This is a genomic window from Pantoea sp. S18 (assembly GCF_045689705.1).
Classification (GTDB): Bacteria; Pseudomonadota; Gammaproteobacteria; order Enterobacterales; family Enterobacteriaceae; genus Pantoea; species Pantoea symbiotica.
The window spans coordinates 984,898-1,001,765 of sequence record NZ_CP142688.1; the positions used below are offsets into that span (position 1 = coordinate 984,898).

A 16,868-nucleotide genomic window follows, 5' to 3' on the forward strand; every position below is an offset into this window, starting at 1 on the left:
CGCAGCGCGCTGCGATATTTGCCACTGGTTAGCAGTGGAAAAATCACTGCCACTGCAGCTGACAAAAGGTCACCAGCGCGGCGGCCAACGCCTGCTGCAGATCGTCCTGCGGCGCACGGCAAAACAGCGCCAGTTCAAAATGGTTGATGCTGGGTAAACCATCGGCTTCGCCTAATACGCGATGTTCAGGCAAGCGGCAGCTGGCGGGCAGCAGCGTTAAGCCCAATCCGGCAGCGCTGGCGCTGGCGAGCGCCACCAAACTGGAGCTGCTGTAGCTGATGCGCCAGCTGCGGCCAAGGCTATCCAGCGTCTGCGCCATCTCTTCACGATACAAACCGAGCTGCGGGAATACCACCAGCGGCACCGGCGTTTGCTCAAAGCAGGGATGTGCGGCGCTGTCCAGCCACAGCAGCGGCTCGGGGCGCGCAGCCAGCGGACGCTCGCCGCCCGGCTGTTTGATCAGCATGATATCTAACTCCTCGCGCTGCCAGGCGCGATGCAGATCGACATACATGCCGCTCGTCACATCGAGGCGCAGTTGCGGATGTTCGCGGCTGAATTCGGCCAGCAAACCGGCGGTTGGCGCGGCGAAATCTTCCGGCACGCCGAGGCGCAGCACGCCGTCACGCCATTTGTCGCTCAGCACGTCGTGCGCTTCGCCATTCAGCGCGATGATGCGGCGCGCATAGCCCAGCAGTTTCTCGCCCTCTTCAGTGAGTGCCACCTGATGCGACGTGCGCTGCAGCAATGGTTTACCGATCATCTCTTCCAGCCGACGCACCTGCTGGCTGACGGTGGATTGCGACAGATGCACGCGATCGGCGGCGCGGGTAAAGCTGGCGGTTTCGCACACTGCGACAAAACTCAGCAGTTGCTGCGGGGTAAACATCGGCTGACGATTCATTTTTCCACTGGTCGTTATGGTGTTATTTCATTTCCAAATAGTAACCACTACTGCGATGCTGACAATCTCTTTGCAGCAGGATTGTGTATGAATCGACATTATGACGGATTAACGCTCGGCGCTTTGGTGTTGGCTGGGCTGAATATGCGACCGTTACTCACTTCTATTAGTCCATTACTCGGCCAGCTTCGCCAGACGATGGGACTCTCTTCACTGGCGGCCTCGCTGCTGCCTGCGGTACCGATGGTGATGATGGGCGCGGTCGCGCTGCTGAGCGCTTCGCTGATGCAGCGTGTGCCGCTGCAACGCTTACTGTTGGCCGGATTGACGCTGCTGCTGCTGGCGCTGGCGGCGCGTGGCGTGATCCACAGCGGCAGTTGGCTGGTGGTTAGCGCCTTGTTTGGCGGGCTCGGCGTGGGCGTGGTGCAGATGGCGATGCCGGGCCTGATTCGTCAGCGCTTTGCGCAGCGCAGCGCGCCAGTCACCGGATTGTGGGCAGGCGCGTTGATGGGCGGCGGCGGTTTGGGGGCGGCGCTATCGCCGTGGCTGAGCGATCATTTTGGCTGGTCGCTGGCGCTAACCGGCTGGGCGCTGCCGGTACTGCTGGCGATTGGATTGTGGTTGTATGTGCGCGTGCCAACCGCAGCCAGCACGGAAAACGTTGCGCTGCCGTCATTGTGGCGCACGCCGCGCGCCTGGACGCTGGCGATCAGTTTTGGCCTGGTGAACGGCGGTTACGCCACCTGTGTTGCCTGGCTGCCGGATGCTTATCATCATCTTGGCTGGTCGCCGCAGGCTGGCGGATCGCTGCTCGGTGCGATGATTCTGTGTCAGGTTGCGGGTGCGCTGCTGATGCCACTGCTGGCGCGCAAGGCGGATCGGCGTCCGCAGCTGATTATCAGCCTGGTTTGCCAGCTGATCGGCATGAGCGGTTTTCTGTTTGCCCCGCTGTTCGCGCCGTGGTTGTGGGCGGCAATTGCCGGATTTGGACTGGGCGCGGCGTTTCCGCTGGCGATGGTGCTGGCGCTCGATCACCTGCCGCATCCGCAGGCCGGTGCGCGGCTGGTGGCATTTATGCAGGGCGCAGGTTTTATCATCGCGGGTTGCATGCCGTTTATCGCCGGTCAACTGCAGGCGTTGACCCACAGTTTCTCCAGCGTCTGGCTAATGCAGACGGCGGTGACGGTTGGGCTGATCGTGCTGAACCTGCGCTTTCATCCACGAAGTTATGGTCGGGCCTTTGGTCGGACTACGGCGTAATTGGTCCTACCGCATGGCGCAATTGTGGCCGCGTCGTCACATAAAATGAAAAATCCCGCCCGTTTCGTTGCATCGAAATAACAAAGCATTAACCATTCTCCTCCACGAAGCCCGCCACGCTGCATTTTGGTCCTACCAATTCAGCGTGACGGGCGTGCTTCACACAGGATAATGCGATGACGGAAAACACGCTGCGGGCGCGGCTTTGCGCCTGGATCACAGAGCATCAGCTGGAGCCGGGCATGCGCCTGCCATCCGAACGCGCGCTGGCGGCGGAGTTCGGTTCGTCGCGCTCGTCACTGCGCGAGGCGATTCAGCAACTGATCAGTAGCGGCGTATTAATCAGTAAACGCGGCGGCGGCACCTGGCTGCGTCAGCCGCAACAGCCGTGGTCGGAACAGCGCATTGTTGAGCCGATTCGTCAGCTGCTGGCGGAGGATCCTGATTACCGCTACGACATCCTCGAAGCGCGCCACGCAATAGAAGCCAGCACCGCGTGGCATGCGGCGTTGCGCGCCACCGAATCCGATAAAGAGAAGCTGAGCTTCGCCTTTGATGCATTGCTGAAGATAAAGCAAAGTGACGATGCCGATCTCGCGGCGCAGGCCGATCTGCGTTTTCATCTCGCCATCGCCGAAGCCTCGCACAACGTGGTGCTACTGCAGACCATGCGCGGCTTTTTCGATCTGCTGCAATCTTCGGTGCTGCACAGCCGCCAGCGCATGTATACCCAACCGGTGATTTTCAATCGTCTTAACGAACAGCATCAGGCGATATTTGATGCGGTGATGGCCGGTGACGCGGAAGCGGCGCGCCAGGCGGCGATGGATCACCTCGGTTTTGTTCACACCACCATGAAAACCCTGCATGAAGATGAGGCGCGCCAGGCGCGCATTACGCGTCTGCCGGGCCACCAATGACCTCTGCACAAGGAAAATAAGGGATGATCATTTCTGCTGCCAGTGACTATCGCGCCGCGGCGCAACGCATCTTGCCACCGTTCTTGTTTCACTATCTGGATGGCGGCGCCTACGCCGAGCACACGCTAAAGCGCAATGTCGCCGATCTCTCCGACGTGGCGCTGCGCCAGCGGGTGTTGAAAAACATGTCGGAGTTGAGCCTCGAAACCAAACTGTTCAACGAAACCCTGTCGATGCCGGTGGCATTAGCGCCGGTCGGCTTATGCGGCATGTATGCGCGACGTGGCGAAGTGCAGGCGGCGCGCGCGGCGGCGCTGAAAGGGATTCCGTTTACGCTTTCCACCGTGTCAGTTTGCCCAATAGAAGAAGTGGCGCCTGCGATTAATCGTCCGATGTGGTTCCAGCTCTACGTGCTGCGCGATCGCGGTTTTATGCGCAATGCGCTGGAGCGCGCCAAAGCCGCCGGCTGTACCACGCTGGTGTTCACCGTCGATATGCCGACGCCGGGCGCACGCTATCGTGATGCGCACTCCGGCATGAGCGGCCCAAATGCGCCGCTGCGTCGTTATTGGCAGGCGGCAACGCATCCGCAATGGGCGTGGGACGTCGGTTTACATGGCCGTCCGCACGATCTCGGCAATATCTCCACTTATCTCGGCAAACCGACCGGGCTGGAAGATTACATCGGCTGGCTGGCAAACAACTTCGATCCGTCGATTTCCTGGAAAGATCTGGAGTGGATTCGTGAATTCTGGGATGGCCCGATGGTGATCAAAGGCATTCTTGATGCGGAAGATGCGCGCGATGCGGTGCGTTTTGGTGCCGATGGCATTGTGGTGTCGAATCACGGCGGGCGTCAGCTGGATGGCGTGCTGTCGTCGGCGCGCGCATTACCGGCAATTGCCGATGCGGTAAAAGGCGATATCACGATTCTCGCCGACAGCGGCATTCGCAGCGGCTTGGATGTGGTGCGCATGATCGCTCTCGGTGCTGACAGCGTGCTGCTGGGACGCGCGTTTGTCTATGCGCTGGCAACGCACGGTCAGCGCGGCGTTGAAAATCTGCTCAATTTGATTGAGAAAGAGATGAAAGTGGCGATGACGCTGACCGGCGCGAAATCGATCAAAGAGATTACCCAGGCTTCGCTGGTGCAGCCTAACGCGCTGTTGAGCGAGGCGGGCTTGAGTCCGGCACGTCCTCGCGCGGTGAGCTAATCCAGCAGAATGAGTCATGTTGTCTATACTCAGTACCTGTCGAACACAACAGGAGGAATGACATGACCATTCATAAGAAAGGATCGGCCCATTGGGAAGGCGACATTAAAGGCAAAGGTACGGTAAGTACCGAAAGCGGCGTGTTGAGCAATCAACCCTACGGTTTCAATACCCGCTTTGAAGGCGAAAAGGGCACCAACCCGGAAGAGCTGATTGGTGCCGCGCATGCCGCTTGCTTCTCCATGGCGTTGTCATTGATGTTGGGCAATGAAGGACATCCGCCAACAAGCATTGATACCACCGCTGATGTGTCGCTGGATAAAAAGGGCGACGGTTTTGCCATTACTAAAATCGCACTGACCAGCGCCATCGTGTTACCCGGCATTGAGCAGGCGAAGTTTGATGAGATTATCCAGAAAGCCAAAGCGGGCTGCCCGGTCTCTCAGGTACTGAATGCTGAAATCACGCTCGACTACACGCTGAATAAATAATCGCCCAAATGGGTGACCAGCGTTAGAATCAACGGTGCGCCTTAGGGCGCATCGTTGCTTTCTGTCGTCTGGAGGATGCGTGGCAAAAAAACTGGCTGCAACCAAACACTGGAAAATGATCGTGGTGCTGTTGTGCATCTGTGGGGCGCTGATGCTAATTCGCTGGGCGGCGATGATATGGGGATGAAAGAGTGGATCAGCAGTCACAAGCTTGGTGTGTTAGTGATGGTGATTTTGGTACTGGAGTTACTGCATTATCTGCTCACGGCGTCGTGGTTCCCATGGCAGATCGGCTAATCAATCAGGCGAACTCACCGTCTGTCTGGCGTACGTTACGCACGCTGCTGCGCGCAATGCGATAGGCCTTGCGTGGATCGCCCGCCACGAACTCAAAAGTAGGCGAGAAATAGAATGGCAGCCAGCCGCCGAAGCCGCTTTCCCATTCCCAACGTACGGGGCAGGGCCAGAGAATGCCATCATACAAAATGTAGTAAACCCAGCGTCCGTTTGGACGACGGGGGCGAGATGTTTTCATTGGATTCACAACGGTGATAGTGAAAAGCAGCTTATATTTTGAACGCTACAACCCATTCTTGCAATGCCGTTTGGCTAATATTTGCGCGACTGTAATAAAACTGGCACCGAATTAACGGTGCACTTCGCCACAAAGTAAGACCACGTTTGGCCGGACTTTATGGATGCGATCGGCCATTTGCTCACAGGCCACTTTGGTCGGATAGATACGCTCCGAAACCGGTAAGGCATCACAGGCATCATGCCCACACGCGCTCACTAACAAAACAAAACCAATCAGCATAATCAGACTCCTTTAACACCTTCTCGCTGGTACGGAATGTGTGGCTGGTCGTTCCCTTTTTTTGATCCAGTATAGCTAAACGCCTTGAGAGTCAATTATCACCCTGAGCGGCTTTCGTGTCCGGCTTGCAAGATTATACGCATCGCGGCGCGCAACCGTAGCTCAATCTGGGCTAAACTATGCGGCCCTGATAAAAACGATGAGTGAGTTAACATGTCGAACGAAATTGCCCAGCCAGCCAGCAACCCAAAACAAGCCGCCTTGCAGCTGGTGATTGAACTGGTGCGCGCCGGAAAACTGAGCCCGCTGCAGGGTGATGCTTCTAACATGATTTCGATCTACGAGCAGTTCAAAAACCATTTCGAAGCGGAAAAAGAGTAATTTTTTGCCTGCGGTCGCCATGAATGGCGACCCTACGCGGGCTCATCTGCGTGGGTGCGATCGTACTCTTCCTGCGCGCGTTCCAGTGATGGACCATGCTCCAGCGCCCAGTCATACAGCGCGATAAACGGTTGTTGCAGCGTCTGCGCCAGCGGCGTCAGGCTGTATTCCACACCGATTGGTGCTGTGTTTAACACTTCACGATTTACCAGCCCATTGCGCTCCAGCCGCTTTAACGCATCCGCCAAAGCTTTGTGAGTGATGCCATCCAACCGACGACGAATCTCATTGAAACGCGACGGCTTAGTACAAAGCACGGTGAGAATTAAAATTGACCATTTATTGGTGATGTGCTCCAGCACCGGCCGGGTTTTTCCTACATCTCTCAAGCTGTTACCGTCGATCTCCGCCATGGCGATATACTCCGCGATATCTGGTATAAACAAAGTGCGTAATTGTTATTAAGTATAAAATATATACCATCGCCTTTCTACCCAAACAGGAGAGAGCAGATGAGCAGACTGGATAATAAAGTGGCGGTGGTGCTGGGCGGCGCAAAGGGAATTGGTCTGGCGATCAGCCAGCGTTTTGCCAGTGAGGGCGCGACTACCTGGTTTACTTCGCGCCGCGATGAAGAGTTACAGGCCGCCAGCAGCAGCATCACCGGCAACGCGCATCCGCTGCGTGCCGACGTGAGCCAGCAGAATGAACTGACGCGCATTATCGAGACGATCAGGCGCGAATCCGGCCAGCTGGATGTGTTAGTAATCAACGCCGGCATGGCGGAGTACGCCACCATTGATGAGATTAGCGCTGAGCATTTTGATCAAATCTTCGGCCTCAATGTGCGCTCGCCGGTGTTTGCCCTGCAGGCAGCATTGCCACTGCTGAAACCCGGCGCCAGCGTGGTATTGATTGGTTCGATTGCCGATGTGATTGGCACCCAGGGTTACGGCGTTTACAGCGCCAGCAAAGCCGCGCTGCGATCCTTTGCCCGCACCTGGACGCGCGAGCTCTCCGCGCGCGGCATCCGTATTAATGTGGTGGCGCCCGGCCCGATCGATACCGATATGATGCAGGCGGCTTCTGAAGAGGTGCGCAACGGCATCACCAGCACTATTCCGCTCAGCAGAATGGGCAAACCCGAAGAAGTGGCCAACGTCGCGCTGTTCCTCGCCAGTGACGAGAGCAGCTACATTGCAGGCGCAGAAATCTGTGTGGATGGCGGTTTGACGCAGGTGTGAGGATCATTCACGGCCATCTCAGGATGGCTGTTTTTGCTTGATCAGGCGAAATACCAGGCGGGCAGGATAGCGATCAAATTATTCAGCGTGTGCAGGAAAATCGGCAGCGCCAGACTATTACTGCGCAAACGCGCATAGCACAGCAGCAGGGAAAACAGCGTTAAGGCGACCAGCGTTTCCCAGTGCACATATTGAGTGTGCATCACGGCGAACAGCAGGGAAGTGAGCAGCATGCAGGCAAAACGACTTCTCGGCGCCCACAGCAGAAAACCTTGCAGTAAAAATCCGCGGAACAGCACTTCTTCAAACACCGGCGCCAGCAATACAGCGGTGAGCAGCAGAATCAGCATCGAGCTGCGTCCCTGCTGCGATTGCGCAATCAGCCAGCCTTCCGGTTGCAGAAACTGCGTCTGCGCCACCATCAATGCAAACAGCAAACCGATAAATAGCAGCGCCTGCATTGGGCGCACATATCCCAGCGGAATATCGCTGCGACGCTGGCAGTAAAAACGGTACAGCGGATAGATCACCGCAAACTCCACCAGGCAAAGCACCGGCATCAGCAAGCCGTTGGTGCGCAGCATCCCGTAATTGGGAAACAGCGTAACCAACATGGTCACAAGGTAATAGACCACAAAGCTACCAACGTAAAACAGCGTCAACGTAACTTTGTCGGATTGGGTGTCCATAGGCGACTCAGCGAGCAGAGGAGAGCGCATAGTAGCAACGCCGATCATCGCTGTCGAGGTGGCGTGCTGCACATTTGCGCTGCTCAAATATTCCACCAACAAGACTAAATCTGCGGCACTCGGGGCCGATAACCTTTCAAACCCTTACAGGGTGGAGATGTGCGCAGTCTGCGTTGTCATCCGCCTTTTTTGCTGCCTGTATTTCGCGAGCATTGCGCATGAATTCTGAGTTTCACCGGCACGCGGCACTGGCCGCCAGGGCCAACATGGAAGCACACACGGTACGGGTAACGCGGCGCAGCCTGCGCACCTTGTCCTCGCTGCTGTTTGGCGTGCTGCTTCTCTCGGTGGTGATGGTGCTGGTTATCGCCCATCGACAAAATATCGACGCCATCCAGCAGGATGCCAATTTGCTGCGTCAGGCGTGGCAGCAACAGCAGCAGGAGATGATCGTCGATGCGCGCGATTACGCAAACTGGGGCGAAGGCTGGAAAAACCTGCATCTGACGGTCAACAAGGTTTGGGCGTGGGACGAAGAGAACTTTGGTCCGGGTCTCTACAAGGAGTATCACTACGATGGCGTGTTCGTGGTGGATGGCAAGGGAAAAACCCGTTACGCGGTGATTCGCGGCAAATTATCCGATGTCACGTTAGAAAGCTGGTTAGGTGCACAAAGTGACCTTTTAGTAAGCACGGCACGTTCGCTGCATGATGCCGTGGCACGCAATGCCAAGGTGGAGAATCATCCGGCCATTCTGGTGGCCGCGCCGATTACGCCGGGCAAAGTGCCGGATTTGCCAACGATTCCCGGCCCCGCTTCGGTGATGGTGTTCGTTAACATTTTCAGCCCAGACAAACTGCAAGCGTTGGGCAAATCCCTGAATGTGATTGAACCGCGTATCGCCAGCGGTTTAAACGATGCGCTGTTTGAGCCACGGCTGGTGGAGCCGGTGCTGCAGGGCGAACCGCTGGTGCTGCGCTGGCAGCCAAAAAATCCGGGTTTCGGCGTGATCTGGCTGATGATGCCGCTGCTGCTGTTCACCGCGCTGGCGGTGGCGCTGGTGACGCGTCGCGTGCTGCGTCATGCGCTGCATAATGCGGTGATCTCCGATCGGCGCTTTGAAATGCTAGCGATCAGCCAGCGTGAATTAGCCAACAGCGAAGAGCGTTTTCGCGATCTGGCGGAAGCAGCCTCGGATTGGATCTGGGAAATCGACGATCAGGGCCGTCTTTGTTATCTCTCCTCGCGCTTTGCTGCTGTCACCGGCCATGAAGTGAAAAGCTGGATGGGGCGTCCGCTCGATCAACTGCTGAGTCATCCCAGCCATTCCCTGGTCTCGTGGCTGATGCGCCAGGGTGAAGAGGTGCAGCACGTGCCGCTGCGCTGCCAGTTTATGTCGGCCAACGGCGAGCGACGCATTGGGCAGTTAATGGCGAAAGCCATTCGGCGTAACGGCCTGCGCTCGGGTTTTCGCGGCACGGTATCGGATATCACCCACGAAGTGGACGCTGAAGCGCGCATTCAGTTTCTATCACGTCATGACATGCTGACCGGCCTCGCCAACCGCATGCAGTTGCAGGAGTTTTTAACCGCCTATCTGGAGAGCGTTAGCGAAGATGATCCGCTGTTTGTCATCAGTTTCGATCTCGATCAGTTCAAACCGATCAATGATACGTGGGGCCACGCAGTTGGTGATGAGGTGCTGAATGAGATCTCGAAACGGCTGAAAAGCCTGCTGGCGCCGAATGAACTGGCGGCTCGGCTCGGCGGCGATGCCTTTATTTTGCTGCTGCGCGAAAGCACGCGCGCTGGCGTGGAATACCGCTGTCGTGCGCTGCAGCGCATGGTGCATCAACCGATCATCAGCGGCTCGCATCAGATCAGCCTTACCGCCAGCATGGGCATCGTTTCGGCACCGCAGGATGCGGCGCATCCGGAAGCGCTGTTACGCCTGGCCGATATTGCGCTTGCTCAGGCGCGCAGTGCCGGACGCGATCAGTGGGTGTGGTACTCCAGCGATATGGCGAACCATCTGCAGTCAAAACGCGATATGGTGCAGGCGATTGAAGCTGCGCTGCACAATCACGCCTTCACGCTGCATTATCAGCCGCGCTATCAGCTACAAAGTGGGCAACTGGCCGGTGCGGAAGCGCTGATTCGCTGGCAGATAGCCGACGATCAATGGATCACGCCCGATCGCTTTATTCCGTTAGCGGAAGAGAACGGCCTGATTGCGGCGATCAGCGATTGGGTGCTGATGCGTGCATGCGTGGACGCCCGCGACTGGGGCGAGCAGCGCTATGTTTCCGTCAACATTTCGCCGGTTGAGTTTCGCAATAACGATCTGGTGCAGCGCGTGGCGCATGCGCTGGAGGTGAGTGGATTACCGGCTACGCGGCTGGAACTGGAGATCACTGAAAACGTCACTTTTGAAAATCCGGATCGCGCGCTGGAGATCATGCAAGGCCTGCGTGCGCTTGGCGTGCGGCTGACGGTGGATGATTTTGGTACCGGCTATGCGGCGTTGGGTTATCTGAAAACCTTCCCGTTCAACGGTCTGAAGATCGATCGTTCATGGATGAAGGAGTTTCCGGAATCACAGCAGGCGCAATCGGTGGTCGCGGGTATTGTCGGTCTGGCACGCGCGTTTGCGCTGACCATTACCGCAGAAGGGATTGAAACCGAAGCACAGCTGAAAGAGCTAAAAGCGCTGTCGTGTGAAGAAGGGCAGGGATATTTCCTTGGCCGACCTATGCCGCTGGCGGCGTTTAATGCGCGGTTGCAGGAAGAGGAAACCGTCAATTAATTTTGCACACATTGTAGCGGCGCAATTCATTGCGCGATAAATCGCGCCGCTACGAAATGTGCGGTGGCTTATTAACGCACTCTGATCGCAACAAACGTCATCAGCGCCGCGAAGCCAACAAAAATCACCAGTTCCATAACGCCTCCTAACTAAGAAAATTCTTAGTTAATTGTAGTGTTCCGACGCGTGATGTTTAGACAGTGCGTGCGATTAATCCTAACTTTTGAGAGGAAGATCGTGCTTTAGAGCGAATTTATGCGACCAATCTGCTGTAAATATTTCCGCTTCACGGTCACGCTTTGCTACTCTCAAAAACCGGTTGTCTATTAATCCAGGAGGAGAAACTTGTGACCCATTATGGAAAAGCGCTACTGGTAACGGCCTTATTTGCCCTCAGCGCCTGCCAGTCCGCCAGCAAACCTGACACCAGCGCTGCTGCCAGCCACGATCCGGAAACCGATCAGTGCGGCGCATCGCAATATCAAAACTACGTTGGTCAGCCATTATCAACACTCGACAGCAAACGCTTCGCGGTGCCGGTGCGCGCCATTCCGTGGAATTCAGCGGTAACGATGGATTTCAATCTGCGCCGCATAAATTTCGCAGCGGATCAAAGCGGTAAGATTTCCCGGGTTTACTGCGGATAACACCAAAACGACATTGCATTGTCATCTGGCTGTCACAGCGCCGGGCGAGGATAACTGCGCACTACGGAGATTTCCTCGTCACTCTCGAATATGCAATGCTCGTCTTATTTCTTCCCGCTTCGGCGGGAATTTTTTTATCTTTCGGCCTGTAAGGCTGATAGAGGAGTGATGATGAGAAAGAGTGCAAAATTGCTGCTGTTAACGCTGATGTTAAGCCCGCTGGCGCAGGCATCGAGCGAAGCGGCGTGGCAGCAAAACGACAAGAACATGCAGCAAAGCTGTCTCAAGGCCAGCGGCCTGAAGTCAGTGAAAGTGGTGGGCAAGCCGATTCAGTATGACGATAGCGTGGGCTTTGATGCGTTACTGCTGGAAGGTCGCTATCCGCAGAAGCATATGAAGAACCAGGTCGGGCGCGAACTCTGCCTGTACCAGCGTCAAAGCGGTAAGGCGTTTGTCAGCGAAGCCGACCATCTGCGTACAGTAAAATAATGGCGTGGGCCGCTAGTTTTGCGGCCCCGATTCCAGCAGTTTTGCCAGTAAGTTGCGATAGCTTTGCAGCTGCTGTTCATCCCCTTCAAATTCCAGCTTATCAATCACGCGCGCAATAATCGCTTTGCTGGTGGCAGGCTGTCCGTCATCCATCAGTTCGCGCATGATCGCCGCCAACATGTCGCTCTCATGCGGTGCATGCCAGGCTGGGCTATTGAAGTAGTCGGTAATCGCCCGACTGGCGCTGTTTGGCTGGGTTCTCATAGCTGACCTCCGCAGAGACAACGATGCCCACCGCCGGATAATGGCAGCATGGGGAAATAAAGGTTAATCATGCGGACTGTCCAGAACAGACAGCGCGTCGCCAGTGATGACTGGTGGTTTTTTAAACATAGATGCGGTGTGGAATATTGTCAGTAACGTGTAGACATATTTTTTCACGTTTGCCTGCAGTCGCGATGCGCTTATCTTGCGGCAGGCATTGTTTCAGCACATAAAGACACTAAAAAACGGCCCTCTGACATGATTTGCTGTGAGCAGAATCACGCTCGACAGTGTAAAACTGCGTTTTTTCGCCCATGCCATGTTTTGCCGTCCGGTAATGTTATGAGATTGTTAGACTGAACCCTCGTTTCATTCTTCTGATGCCCGCGCCCATGTTACGCTCCATCGAGTCCTGGAAAGTTAATCTGATATCCGTCTGGTTTGGCTGCTTTTTTACCGGTCTCGCCATCAGTCAGATCATTCCCTTCCTGCCGCTGTACGTTGAAGAACTCGGGATTCGTGGCGGTAATGCGCTCAGCGTTTGGTCTGGGCTCACCTTCAGCGTCACCTTCATTGTCTCTGCCGCCGTCGCGCCGTTGTGGGGCAGCCTTGCCGACCGCAAAGGGCGCAAGCTGATGCTACTGCGCGCCTCATTCGGCATGGGCGCGGTGATTCTGCTACAGGCGTTTGTCACCCAGGCGTGGCAGCTATTGCTGCTGCGCGCGCTAATGGGCCTCACTTCCGGCTATATTCCCAATGCGATGGCGCTGGTGGCGGCGCAGGTACCGCGCGAACGCAGCGGCTGGGCGCTGAGTTGTGTCTCTACCGGGCAGATCAGCGGGGTAATCCTCGGGCCGATGATTGGCGGTTTGCTGGCAGATTGGCTCGGTTTGCGCATGGTGTTTATCGTCACGGCGGTGCTGCTGATGGTGAGCTTCCTTGTCACCTTGTTCCTGATAAAAGAGACCGGTTATACGCCGGTCAGCAAGCAGGATAAGTTGAGCGGGCGCGAAGTGTTTCGCAGCCTCGATAATCCGCGCTTAATGATCTGCCTGTTCTTCACCACCATGGTGATTCAGATGTGTAACGGCTCGGTGAATCCGATCCTGACGCTGTTTGTGCGCGAGTTGGCACCGAATGCGCAGAATATCGCGTTTCTCAGCGGGGTGATTGCCGCATTGCCAGGCGTATCGGCGCTGATCTCCGCGCCACGGCTGGGTAAGCTCGGCGATCGTATTGGCACGCAGCGCATTTTGATCGCCACCATGATTGTGTCGTTGCTGCTGCTGGTGGCGATGTCGTTTGTCACCAGCGCGACGCAGTTGGGCGTGCTGCGTTTCCTGCTGGGATTTGCTGATGGCGCGATGATGCCAGCGGTGCAAACGCTGCTGGTGCGGCATTCACGCGATAACGTCACCGGACGCATTTTCGGCTACAACCAATCGTTTATGTACCTGGGGAATGTGGCGGGTCCGCTGCTGGGCGCGGCGGTATCTGCGGCAACCGGCTATCGCTGGGTGTTCTTCGCCACGGCGATGGTGGTGTTGGTCAACGTGACCTTCCTGCGCCGCTTCTATCGCCGCCCGAAAACCACGCTGACTCCACCTGTGAGCCAGCGTGAAAGTGTGGAAAAACCTACTGACGCAACGTCAGCGCGTAGTGCCAGCGCTGCTGAGAAAGCAAAAACTCCGGGCTAACGCTTGGACTCCATGAATCATCACCGCCGACGCCCATGTGGAAGCCGTCGAGGTGCAGCCAGCAGCCATCCTCTGGCTGCAGTAAGTGACGATGCGAGGTCGCACGCAGTTGTTCAAGGCTGAAGCGACTGAGCGAGAAGGCGAAATCACCGCTCACCTGCAAGCCATTGCTTTGTAACTGACGCGTGCCGCAGCGCAAGCCATTTTCACCGGGGAACACATACGCGGTGTTGAGCGCCGCCAGCGGCAGCTGCCAGCGTGAGAACTGCGCCGCCAGCTGGCGATCCGGATAGTTCTCGTGTGGGCCCAAACCAAGCCAGCTCACCTGCTGCGGCGACTTGACCAGATGGCAGCGCAGTCCGATGCGTGCCGGCGGCGGCAGACCGGCGGCCTGTTCCACATTGACGCTGATAGACAACTCACCGTTAACGCTGATCTGATAGCGTTTGTGACTGGTGAAAGCCAGTTGGCCGTTGGCGTGCCACTGATGCCAGGTTTCAATCAGCACGCTGTGTTTCAGGCTATCGACCTGCATATCCACCAACACCGCATCCAACTCATCGTAGCCCGCACGCTTCCAGCGCTCGACCCACGCATTGGGATCAACATTGGCGGCTTCGCTGGTACCGATATCATTATCAATCGGTGCACGAATAAAGCACTCCTGCAGTGGCGTGAGCAGGGTTTCTTCATCATCGACAAACCATTGCACCAGCTCGCCGCTGCGGCGCGAGAAGTGCCAGCGCTGCTGCGGCAGCACCACCGCCACCAGATCGTGATTGGCGATCAGTTCCGGCGCGGTGGCACCGGTCTCTATAACGCGCACCGGCAGCGCAGCGGGCAGCGGCCACTGATCCCAGGCAACGCGCGCATCCGCTTCGGACCACGGCGTGGCGTTGACCTGATGCACCGCGAGATTTAGCCACGCGTTGCCCTGCAAATCTTCCCTCGCCGGCAGCGTAAACGTCTGGCTGCCTTGTGCGGCGAGATCGAGTGGCAGCTCACCGCTGGCGATGGCAACGCCATCCTGCTCAATCGACCAGCGCAGCACTTCGTTATCGCTGCGGCGGAACAGATATTCGCTGCTGACGGTAAAGCGATACGCATTGTTAGCGTCACGTTGAAACTGGAAGAACTGCTGCGCGCGCTGGGCTTCAAACAGCGCCGGATGCGGGGAGCGGTCGGCAAAAACCAGCCCGTTCATGCAGAACTGGCGATCGTTGGGCGTATCGCCAAAATCCCCGCCGTAGGCTTGCCAGGCTTCGCCGTGATCGTCATAGCGCGTCAGGCTTTGATCAACCCAATCCCAGACGAAACCGCCCTGCAAGCGTGGGAACTGGCGGAAGGCCTGCCAGTATTTAGCGAAACCGCCAAAGCTGTTGCCCATTGCGTGCGCGTATTCGCACAGGATCAGTGGACGCGTTTCGCCCGGCAGACCAATCCACTTTTTCAGCGACCACTTGGGTACCGCTGGGAAAGGCTGATCCTGATCGACGCGCGCGTACATCGGGCAGACGATATCGGTGGCGGCCGTGTTGGCGCCGCCGCCTTCGTACTGCACCGGACGCGTTGGATCGCTGCTTTTCACCCATTGATAGAGCGCATCATGCGTGCTGCCGTGACCGGATTCGTTGCCCAGCGACCAGATAATGATGCAGGCATGATTGCGGTCGCGCTGCACCATGCGCGTGACGCGCTCGCTGTAGGCGGCGAACCAGCGCGGGTCGCTGGAAAGACGGTTCATTGGCTGCATGCCGTGCGTTTCGATATTGGCTTCATCCACCACATACAAACCGTACTGATCGCACAGGCGATACCACAGCGGATGATTAGGGTAGTGCGCGCAGCGCACGGCGTTGAAGTTGTGGCGCTTCATCAGCTCGATGTCGCGGCGCATACTGGCTTCATCCACCACCTGACCGTTTTCCGGGTGATGTTCATGGCGGTTCACACCGCGAATCAGCAGCGGCTTGCCGTTCAGGCACAATTGCCCTTTTTCAATGCTGACGCGGCGGAAACCCACGTCATAAGCTTCGACTTCGAGCACATTGCCATTTTCATCCAGCAGCGCCACCACCGCGCGATAGAGATGTGGCGTTTCGGCGCTCCACAGCAGCGGCTGGTTGACCGGCAAGATCAGCAGGGCGCGTTCAGGATAATGTCCGCGTTCGTCGATGATGTCGCTGCCAGGTGCCTGTTCCTGCTCGCCAATGCAGTTCTCGCCGCGCCACAAGCTGACGCGCAAGCGGCATTGTGCGGGCTGACGATCGCCAGCCTGGATTTTGACGCTAACGCGCAGATCGCCGCGCAGGTATTCCGGGCTCAGCGCGGTTTCGATCTGCACATCGGCCAGTTGCGTTTCCGGCTTATGCAGCAAGCTGACATCGCGGAAGATGCCGCTCATGCGCCACATATCCTGATCTTCCAGATAGCTGCCATCGCTCCAGCGCAGCACCATCACGGCTAAGCGGTTCTGGCCGGGCTGCAACGCGTTGCTGAGATCAAATTCGGCGGGCAGGCGACTGTCCTGCGAATAGCCGATCCACTGGCCGTTACACCACAGGAAGAAGGCCGAATTCACGCCATCGAAGATAATGCGCGTCTGGCCCTGTTGCAGCCAGTTAGCATCGATTTTGAATGTGAGCGAGTAACATCCGGTGGGATTCTCTTGCGGAACCAAAGGCGGCGTGACCGGAATCGGATACTGCACGTTGGTATAAATTGGCGCGTCAAAACCGTGCAACTGCCAGTTGGCAGGCACCGGCAGGGCATCGGCGCCGGGCAAATCCTGCAGCAGCCAGCTTTGCGGCACCGCTTCAGGCTGCGTGAAGTAGCTGAAGGTCCATTGGCCATTTAATGACTGGCGCGAAGGCGAAGGGCGATCGTCGCGCGCGCTGGTTTCATCGCGCCAGCTGGCAAACGGCGGATGCGCATCCAGCCGATTAAGGCTGGTGATCACCGGGTTTTCCCAGTCACGGCGCGCCAGAATTTCACTCAGGGATACAGCAGATAAGCTCATGATGAGATCTCATTTATTGTAATGC

Annotated in this window: 18 protein-coding genes; 11 read left to right on the forward strand and 7 right to left on the reverse strand. The window is 57.0% G+C overall.

The window, feature by feature from the left end:
* Window positions 1-43 precede the first annotated feature (43 nt).
* The gene (locus VIJ98_RS04315; RefSeq protein ID WP_154153720.1) at window positions 44-904 is read right to left on the reverse strand and encodes a LysR substrate-binding domain-containing protein; all 861 of its coding nucleotides are present in this window, start codon (window positions 902-904) and stop codon (window positions 44-46) included.
* Between the two features lie 87 nt (window positions 905-991).
* Here VIJ98_RS04315 and VIJ98_RS04320 point away from each other — a divergent pair, with 87 nt between their 5' ends.
* The 5 genes from VIJ98_RS04320 to yniD all read left to right on the forward strand — a co-directional run bounded on the left by VIJ98_RS04320 (window position 992) and on the right by yniD (window position 4,976).
* The gene (locus VIJ98_RS04320; RefSeq protein WP_323272433.1) at window positions 992-2,164 is read left to right on the forward strand and encodes a cyanate transporter; all 1,173 of its coding nucleotides are present in this window, start codon (window positions 992-994) and stop codon (window positions 2,162-2,164) included.
* A gap of 176 nt (window positions 2,165-2,340) precedes the next feature.
* A complete protein-coding gene (gene lldR / locus VIJ98_RS04325; RefSeq protein WP_154191684.1) occupies window positions 2,341-3,084 on the forward strand; it encodes a transcriptional regulator LldR in 744 nt (247 codons plus the stop codon).
* 23 nt (window positions 3,085-3,107) lie between these two features.
* Window positions 3,108-4,298, forward strand: a complete 1,191-nt coding sequence (gene lldD / locus VIJ98_RS04330; RefSeq protein WP_323272435.1) for an FMN-dependent L-lactate dehydrogenase LldD — start codon at window positions 3,108-3,110, stop codon at window positions 4,296-4,298.
* A gap of 62 nt (window positions 4,299-4,360) precedes the next feature.
* Window positions 4,361-4,789: an OsmC family protein gene (locus VIJ98_RS04335; RefSeq protein WP_061717507.1), complete on the forward strand. Its 429-nt coding sequence runs from the start codon at window positions 4,361-4,363 to the stop codon at window positions 4,787-4,789.
* 79 nt (window positions 4,790-4,868) lie between these two features.
* On the forward strand, window positions 4,869-4,976 hold the full coding sequence (gene yniD, locus VIJ98_RS04340) for a small membrane protein YniD (protein WP_021507251.1): 108 nt from the start codon (window positions 4,869-4,871) through the stop codon (window positions 4,974-4,976).
* A 114-nt stretch (window positions 4,977-5,090) separates the two neighbouring features.
* On the opposite strand, the gene VIJ98_RS04345 is transcribed toward yniD, so the two are convergent.
* Both VIJ98_RS04345 and VIJ98_RS04350 read right to left on the reverse strand, forming a co-directional pair.
* A complete protein-coding gene (locus VIJ98_RS04345) occupies window positions 5,091-5,324 on the reverse strand; it encodes a hypothetical protein (RefSeq protein ID WP_008106011.1) in 234 nt (77 codons plus the stop codon).
* Window positions 5,325-5,435: 111 nt separating this feature from the next.
* Window positions 5,436-5,606 (reverse strand): hypothetical protein, encoded by a 171-nt coding sequence (locus tag VIJ98_RS04350; protein WP_007887091.1) that lies wholly within the window; start codon window positions 5,604-5,606, stop codon window positions 5,436-5,438.
* A gap of 213 nt (window positions 5,607-5,819) precedes the next feature.
* Between VIJ98_RS04350 and VIJ98_RS04355 the strand changes: the two genes are divergently transcribed.
* Complete coding sequence (locus VIJ98_RS04355) at window positions 5,820-5,987, forward strand: hypothetical protein (protein ID WP_258144679.1); 168 nt, start codon at window positions 5,820-5,822, stop codon at window positions 5,985-5,987.
* A gap of 32 nt (window positions 5,988-6,019) precedes the next feature.
* Here the strand turns inward: VIJ98_RS04355 and VIJ98_RS04360 are convergent, their stop codons facing one another.
* Window positions 6,020-6,400, reverse strand: coding sequence for a helix-turn-helix domain-containing protein (locus tag VIJ98_RS04360; protein ID WP_154183138.1), 381 nt, complete (start codon window positions 6,398-6,400; stop codon window positions 6,020-6,022).
* A 99-nt stretch (window positions 6,401-6,499) separates the two neighbouring features.
* On the opposite strand from VIJ98_RS04360, the gene VIJ98_RS04365 reads away from it, so the two are divergent.
* The gene (locus tag VIJ98_RS04365) at window positions 6,500-7,231 is read left to right on the forward strand and encodes an SDR family oxidoreductase (protein ID WP_323272438.1); all 732 of its coding nucleotides are present in this window, start codon (window positions 6,500-6,502) and stop codon (window positions 7,229-7,231) included.
* Window positions 7,232-7,272: 41 nt separating this feature from the next.
* Here VIJ98_RS04365 and VIJ98_RS04370 read toward each other — a convergent pair whose 3' ends face one another.
* Window positions 7,273-7,920: a CPBP family intramembrane glutamic endopeptidase gene (locus VIJ98_RS04370; protein WP_008106020.1), complete on the reverse strand. Its 648-nt coding sequence runs from the start codon at window positions 7,918-7,920 to the stop codon at window positions 7,273-7,275.
* Between the two features lie 218 nt (window positions 7,921-8,138).
* Here VIJ98_RS04370 and VIJ98_RS04375 point away from each other — a divergent pair, with 218 nt between their 5' ends.
* The 3 genes from VIJ98_RS04375 to VIJ98_RS04385 all read left to right on the forward strand — a co-directional run bounded on the left by VIJ98_RS04375 (window position 8,139) and on the right by VIJ98_RS04385 (window position 11,863).
* Entirely contained in the window at window positions 8,139-10,727 is a 2,589-nt protein-coding gene (locus tag VIJ98_RS04375) for an EAL domain-containing protein (RefSeq protein WP_323272441.1), read from the forward strand.
* 347 nt (window positions 10,728-11,074) lie between these two features.
* A complete protein-coding gene (locus tag VIJ98_RS04380; RefSeq protein WP_008106024.1) occupies window positions 11,075-11,374 on the forward strand; it encodes an I78 family peptidase inhibitor in 300 nt (99 codons plus the stop codon).
* A 171-nt stretch (window positions 11,375-11,545) separates the two neighbouring features.
* Window positions 11,546-11,863 (forward strand): hypothetical protein, encoded by a 318-nt coding sequence (locus tag VIJ98_RS04385; RefSeq protein ID WP_008106025.1) that lies wholly within the window; start codon window positions 11,546-11,548, stop codon window positions 11,861-11,863.
* 12 nt (window positions 11,864-11,875) lie between these two features.
* Here VIJ98_RS04385 and VIJ98_RS04390 read toward each other — a convergent pair whose 3' ends face one another.
* The gene (locus VIJ98_RS04390; protein ID WP_008106027.1) at window positions 11,876-12,127 is read right to left on the reverse strand and encodes a biofilm development regulator YmgB/AriR family protein; all 252 of its coding nucleotides are present in this window, start codon (window positions 12,125-12,127) and stop codon (window positions 11,876-11,878) included.
* 392 nt (window positions 12,128-12,519) lie between these two features.
* On the opposite strand from VIJ98_RS04390, the gene VIJ98_RS04395 reads away from it, so the two are divergent.
* Window positions 12,520-13,824, forward strand: a complete 1,305-nt coding sequence (locus VIJ98_RS04395; RefSeq protein WP_323272443.1) for a multidrug efflux MFS transporter — start codon at window positions 12,520-12,522, stop codon at window positions 13,822-13,824.
* Here the strand turns inward: VIJ98_RS04395 and VIJ98_RS04400 are convergent.
* Window positions 13,763-16,843, reverse strand: coding sequence for a beta-galactosidase (locus tag VIJ98_RS04400; RefSeq protein WP_323272445.1), 3,081 nt, complete (start codon window positions 16,841-16,843; stop codon window positions 13,763-13,765). The two genes, VIJ98_RS04395 and VIJ98_RS04400, sit on opposite strands and share 62 nt — an antisense overlap.
* Between the last annotated feature and the right edge of the window lie 25 nt (window positions 16,844-16,868).

Excerpts from the sequence above, each read along its gene's own strand:
- VIJ98_RS04315 (WP_154153720.1), bottom strand. The coding sequence starts at position 904 with ATGAATCGTCAGCCGATGTTTACCCCGCAGCAACTGCTGAGTTTTGTC.
- VIJ98_RS04320 (WP_323272433.1), top strand. The coding sequence starts at position 992 with ATGAATCGACATTATGACGGATTAACGCTCGGCGCTTTGGTGTTGGCT.
- lldR (WP_154191684.1), top strand. The coding sequence starts at position 2,341 with ATGACGGAAAACACGCTGCGGGCGCGGCTTTGCGCCTGGATCACAGAG.
- lldD (WP_323272435.1), top strand. The coding sequence starts at position 3,108 with ATGATCATTTCTGCTGCCAGTGACTATCGCGCCGCGGCGCAACGCATC.
- VIJ98_RS04335 (WP_061717507.1), top strand. The coding sequence starts at position 4,361 with ATGACCATTCATAAGAAAGGATCGGCCCATTGGGAAGGCGACATTAAA.
- VIJ98_RS04345 (WP_008106011.1), bottom strand. The coding sequence starts at position 5,324 with ATGAAAACATCTCGCCCCCGTCGTCCAAACGGACGCTGGGTTTACTAC.
- VIJ98_RS04350 (WP_007887091.1), bottom strand. The coding sequence starts at position 5,606 with ATGCTGATTGGTTTTGTTTTGTTAGTGAGCGCGTGTGGGCATGATGCC.
- VIJ98_RS04355 (WP_258144679.1), top strand. The coding sequence starts at position 5,820 with ATGTCGAACGAAATTGCCCAGCCAGCCAGCAACCCAAAACAAGCCGCC.
- VIJ98_RS04360 (WP_154183138.1), bottom strand. The coding sequence starts at position 6,400 with ATGGCGGAGATCGACGGTAACAGCTTGAGAGATGTAGGAAAAACCCGG.
- VIJ98_RS04365 (WP_323272438.1), top strand. The coding sequence starts at position 6,500 with ATGAGCAGACTGGATAATAAAGTGGCGGTGGTGCTGGGCGGCGCAAAG.
- VIJ98_RS04370 (WP_008106020.1), bottom strand. The coding sequence starts at position 7,920 with ATGGACACCCAATCCGACAAAGTTACGTTGACGCTGTTTTACGTTGGT.
- VIJ98_RS04375 (WP_323272441.1), top strand. The coding sequence starts at position 8,139 with ATGAATTCTGAGTTTCACCGGCACGCGGCACTGGCCGCCAGGGCCAAC.
- VIJ98_RS04385 (WP_008106025.1), top strand. The coding sequence starts at position 11,546 with ATGAGAAAGAGTGCAAAATTGCTGCTGTTAACGCTGATGTTAAGCCCG.
- VIJ98_RS04390 (WP_008106027.1), bottom strand. The coding sequence starts at position 12,127 with ATGAGAACCCAGCCAAACAGCGCCAGTCGGGCGATTACCGACTACTTC.
- VIJ98_RS04395 (WP_323272443.1), top strand. The coding sequence starts at position 12,520 with ATGTTACGCTCCATCGAGTCCTGGAAAGTTAATCTGATATCCGTCTGG.
- VIJ98_RS04400 (WP_323272445.1), bottom strand. The coding sequence starts at position 16,843 with ATGAGCTTATCTGCTGTATCCCTGAGTGAAATTCTGGCGCGCCGTGAC.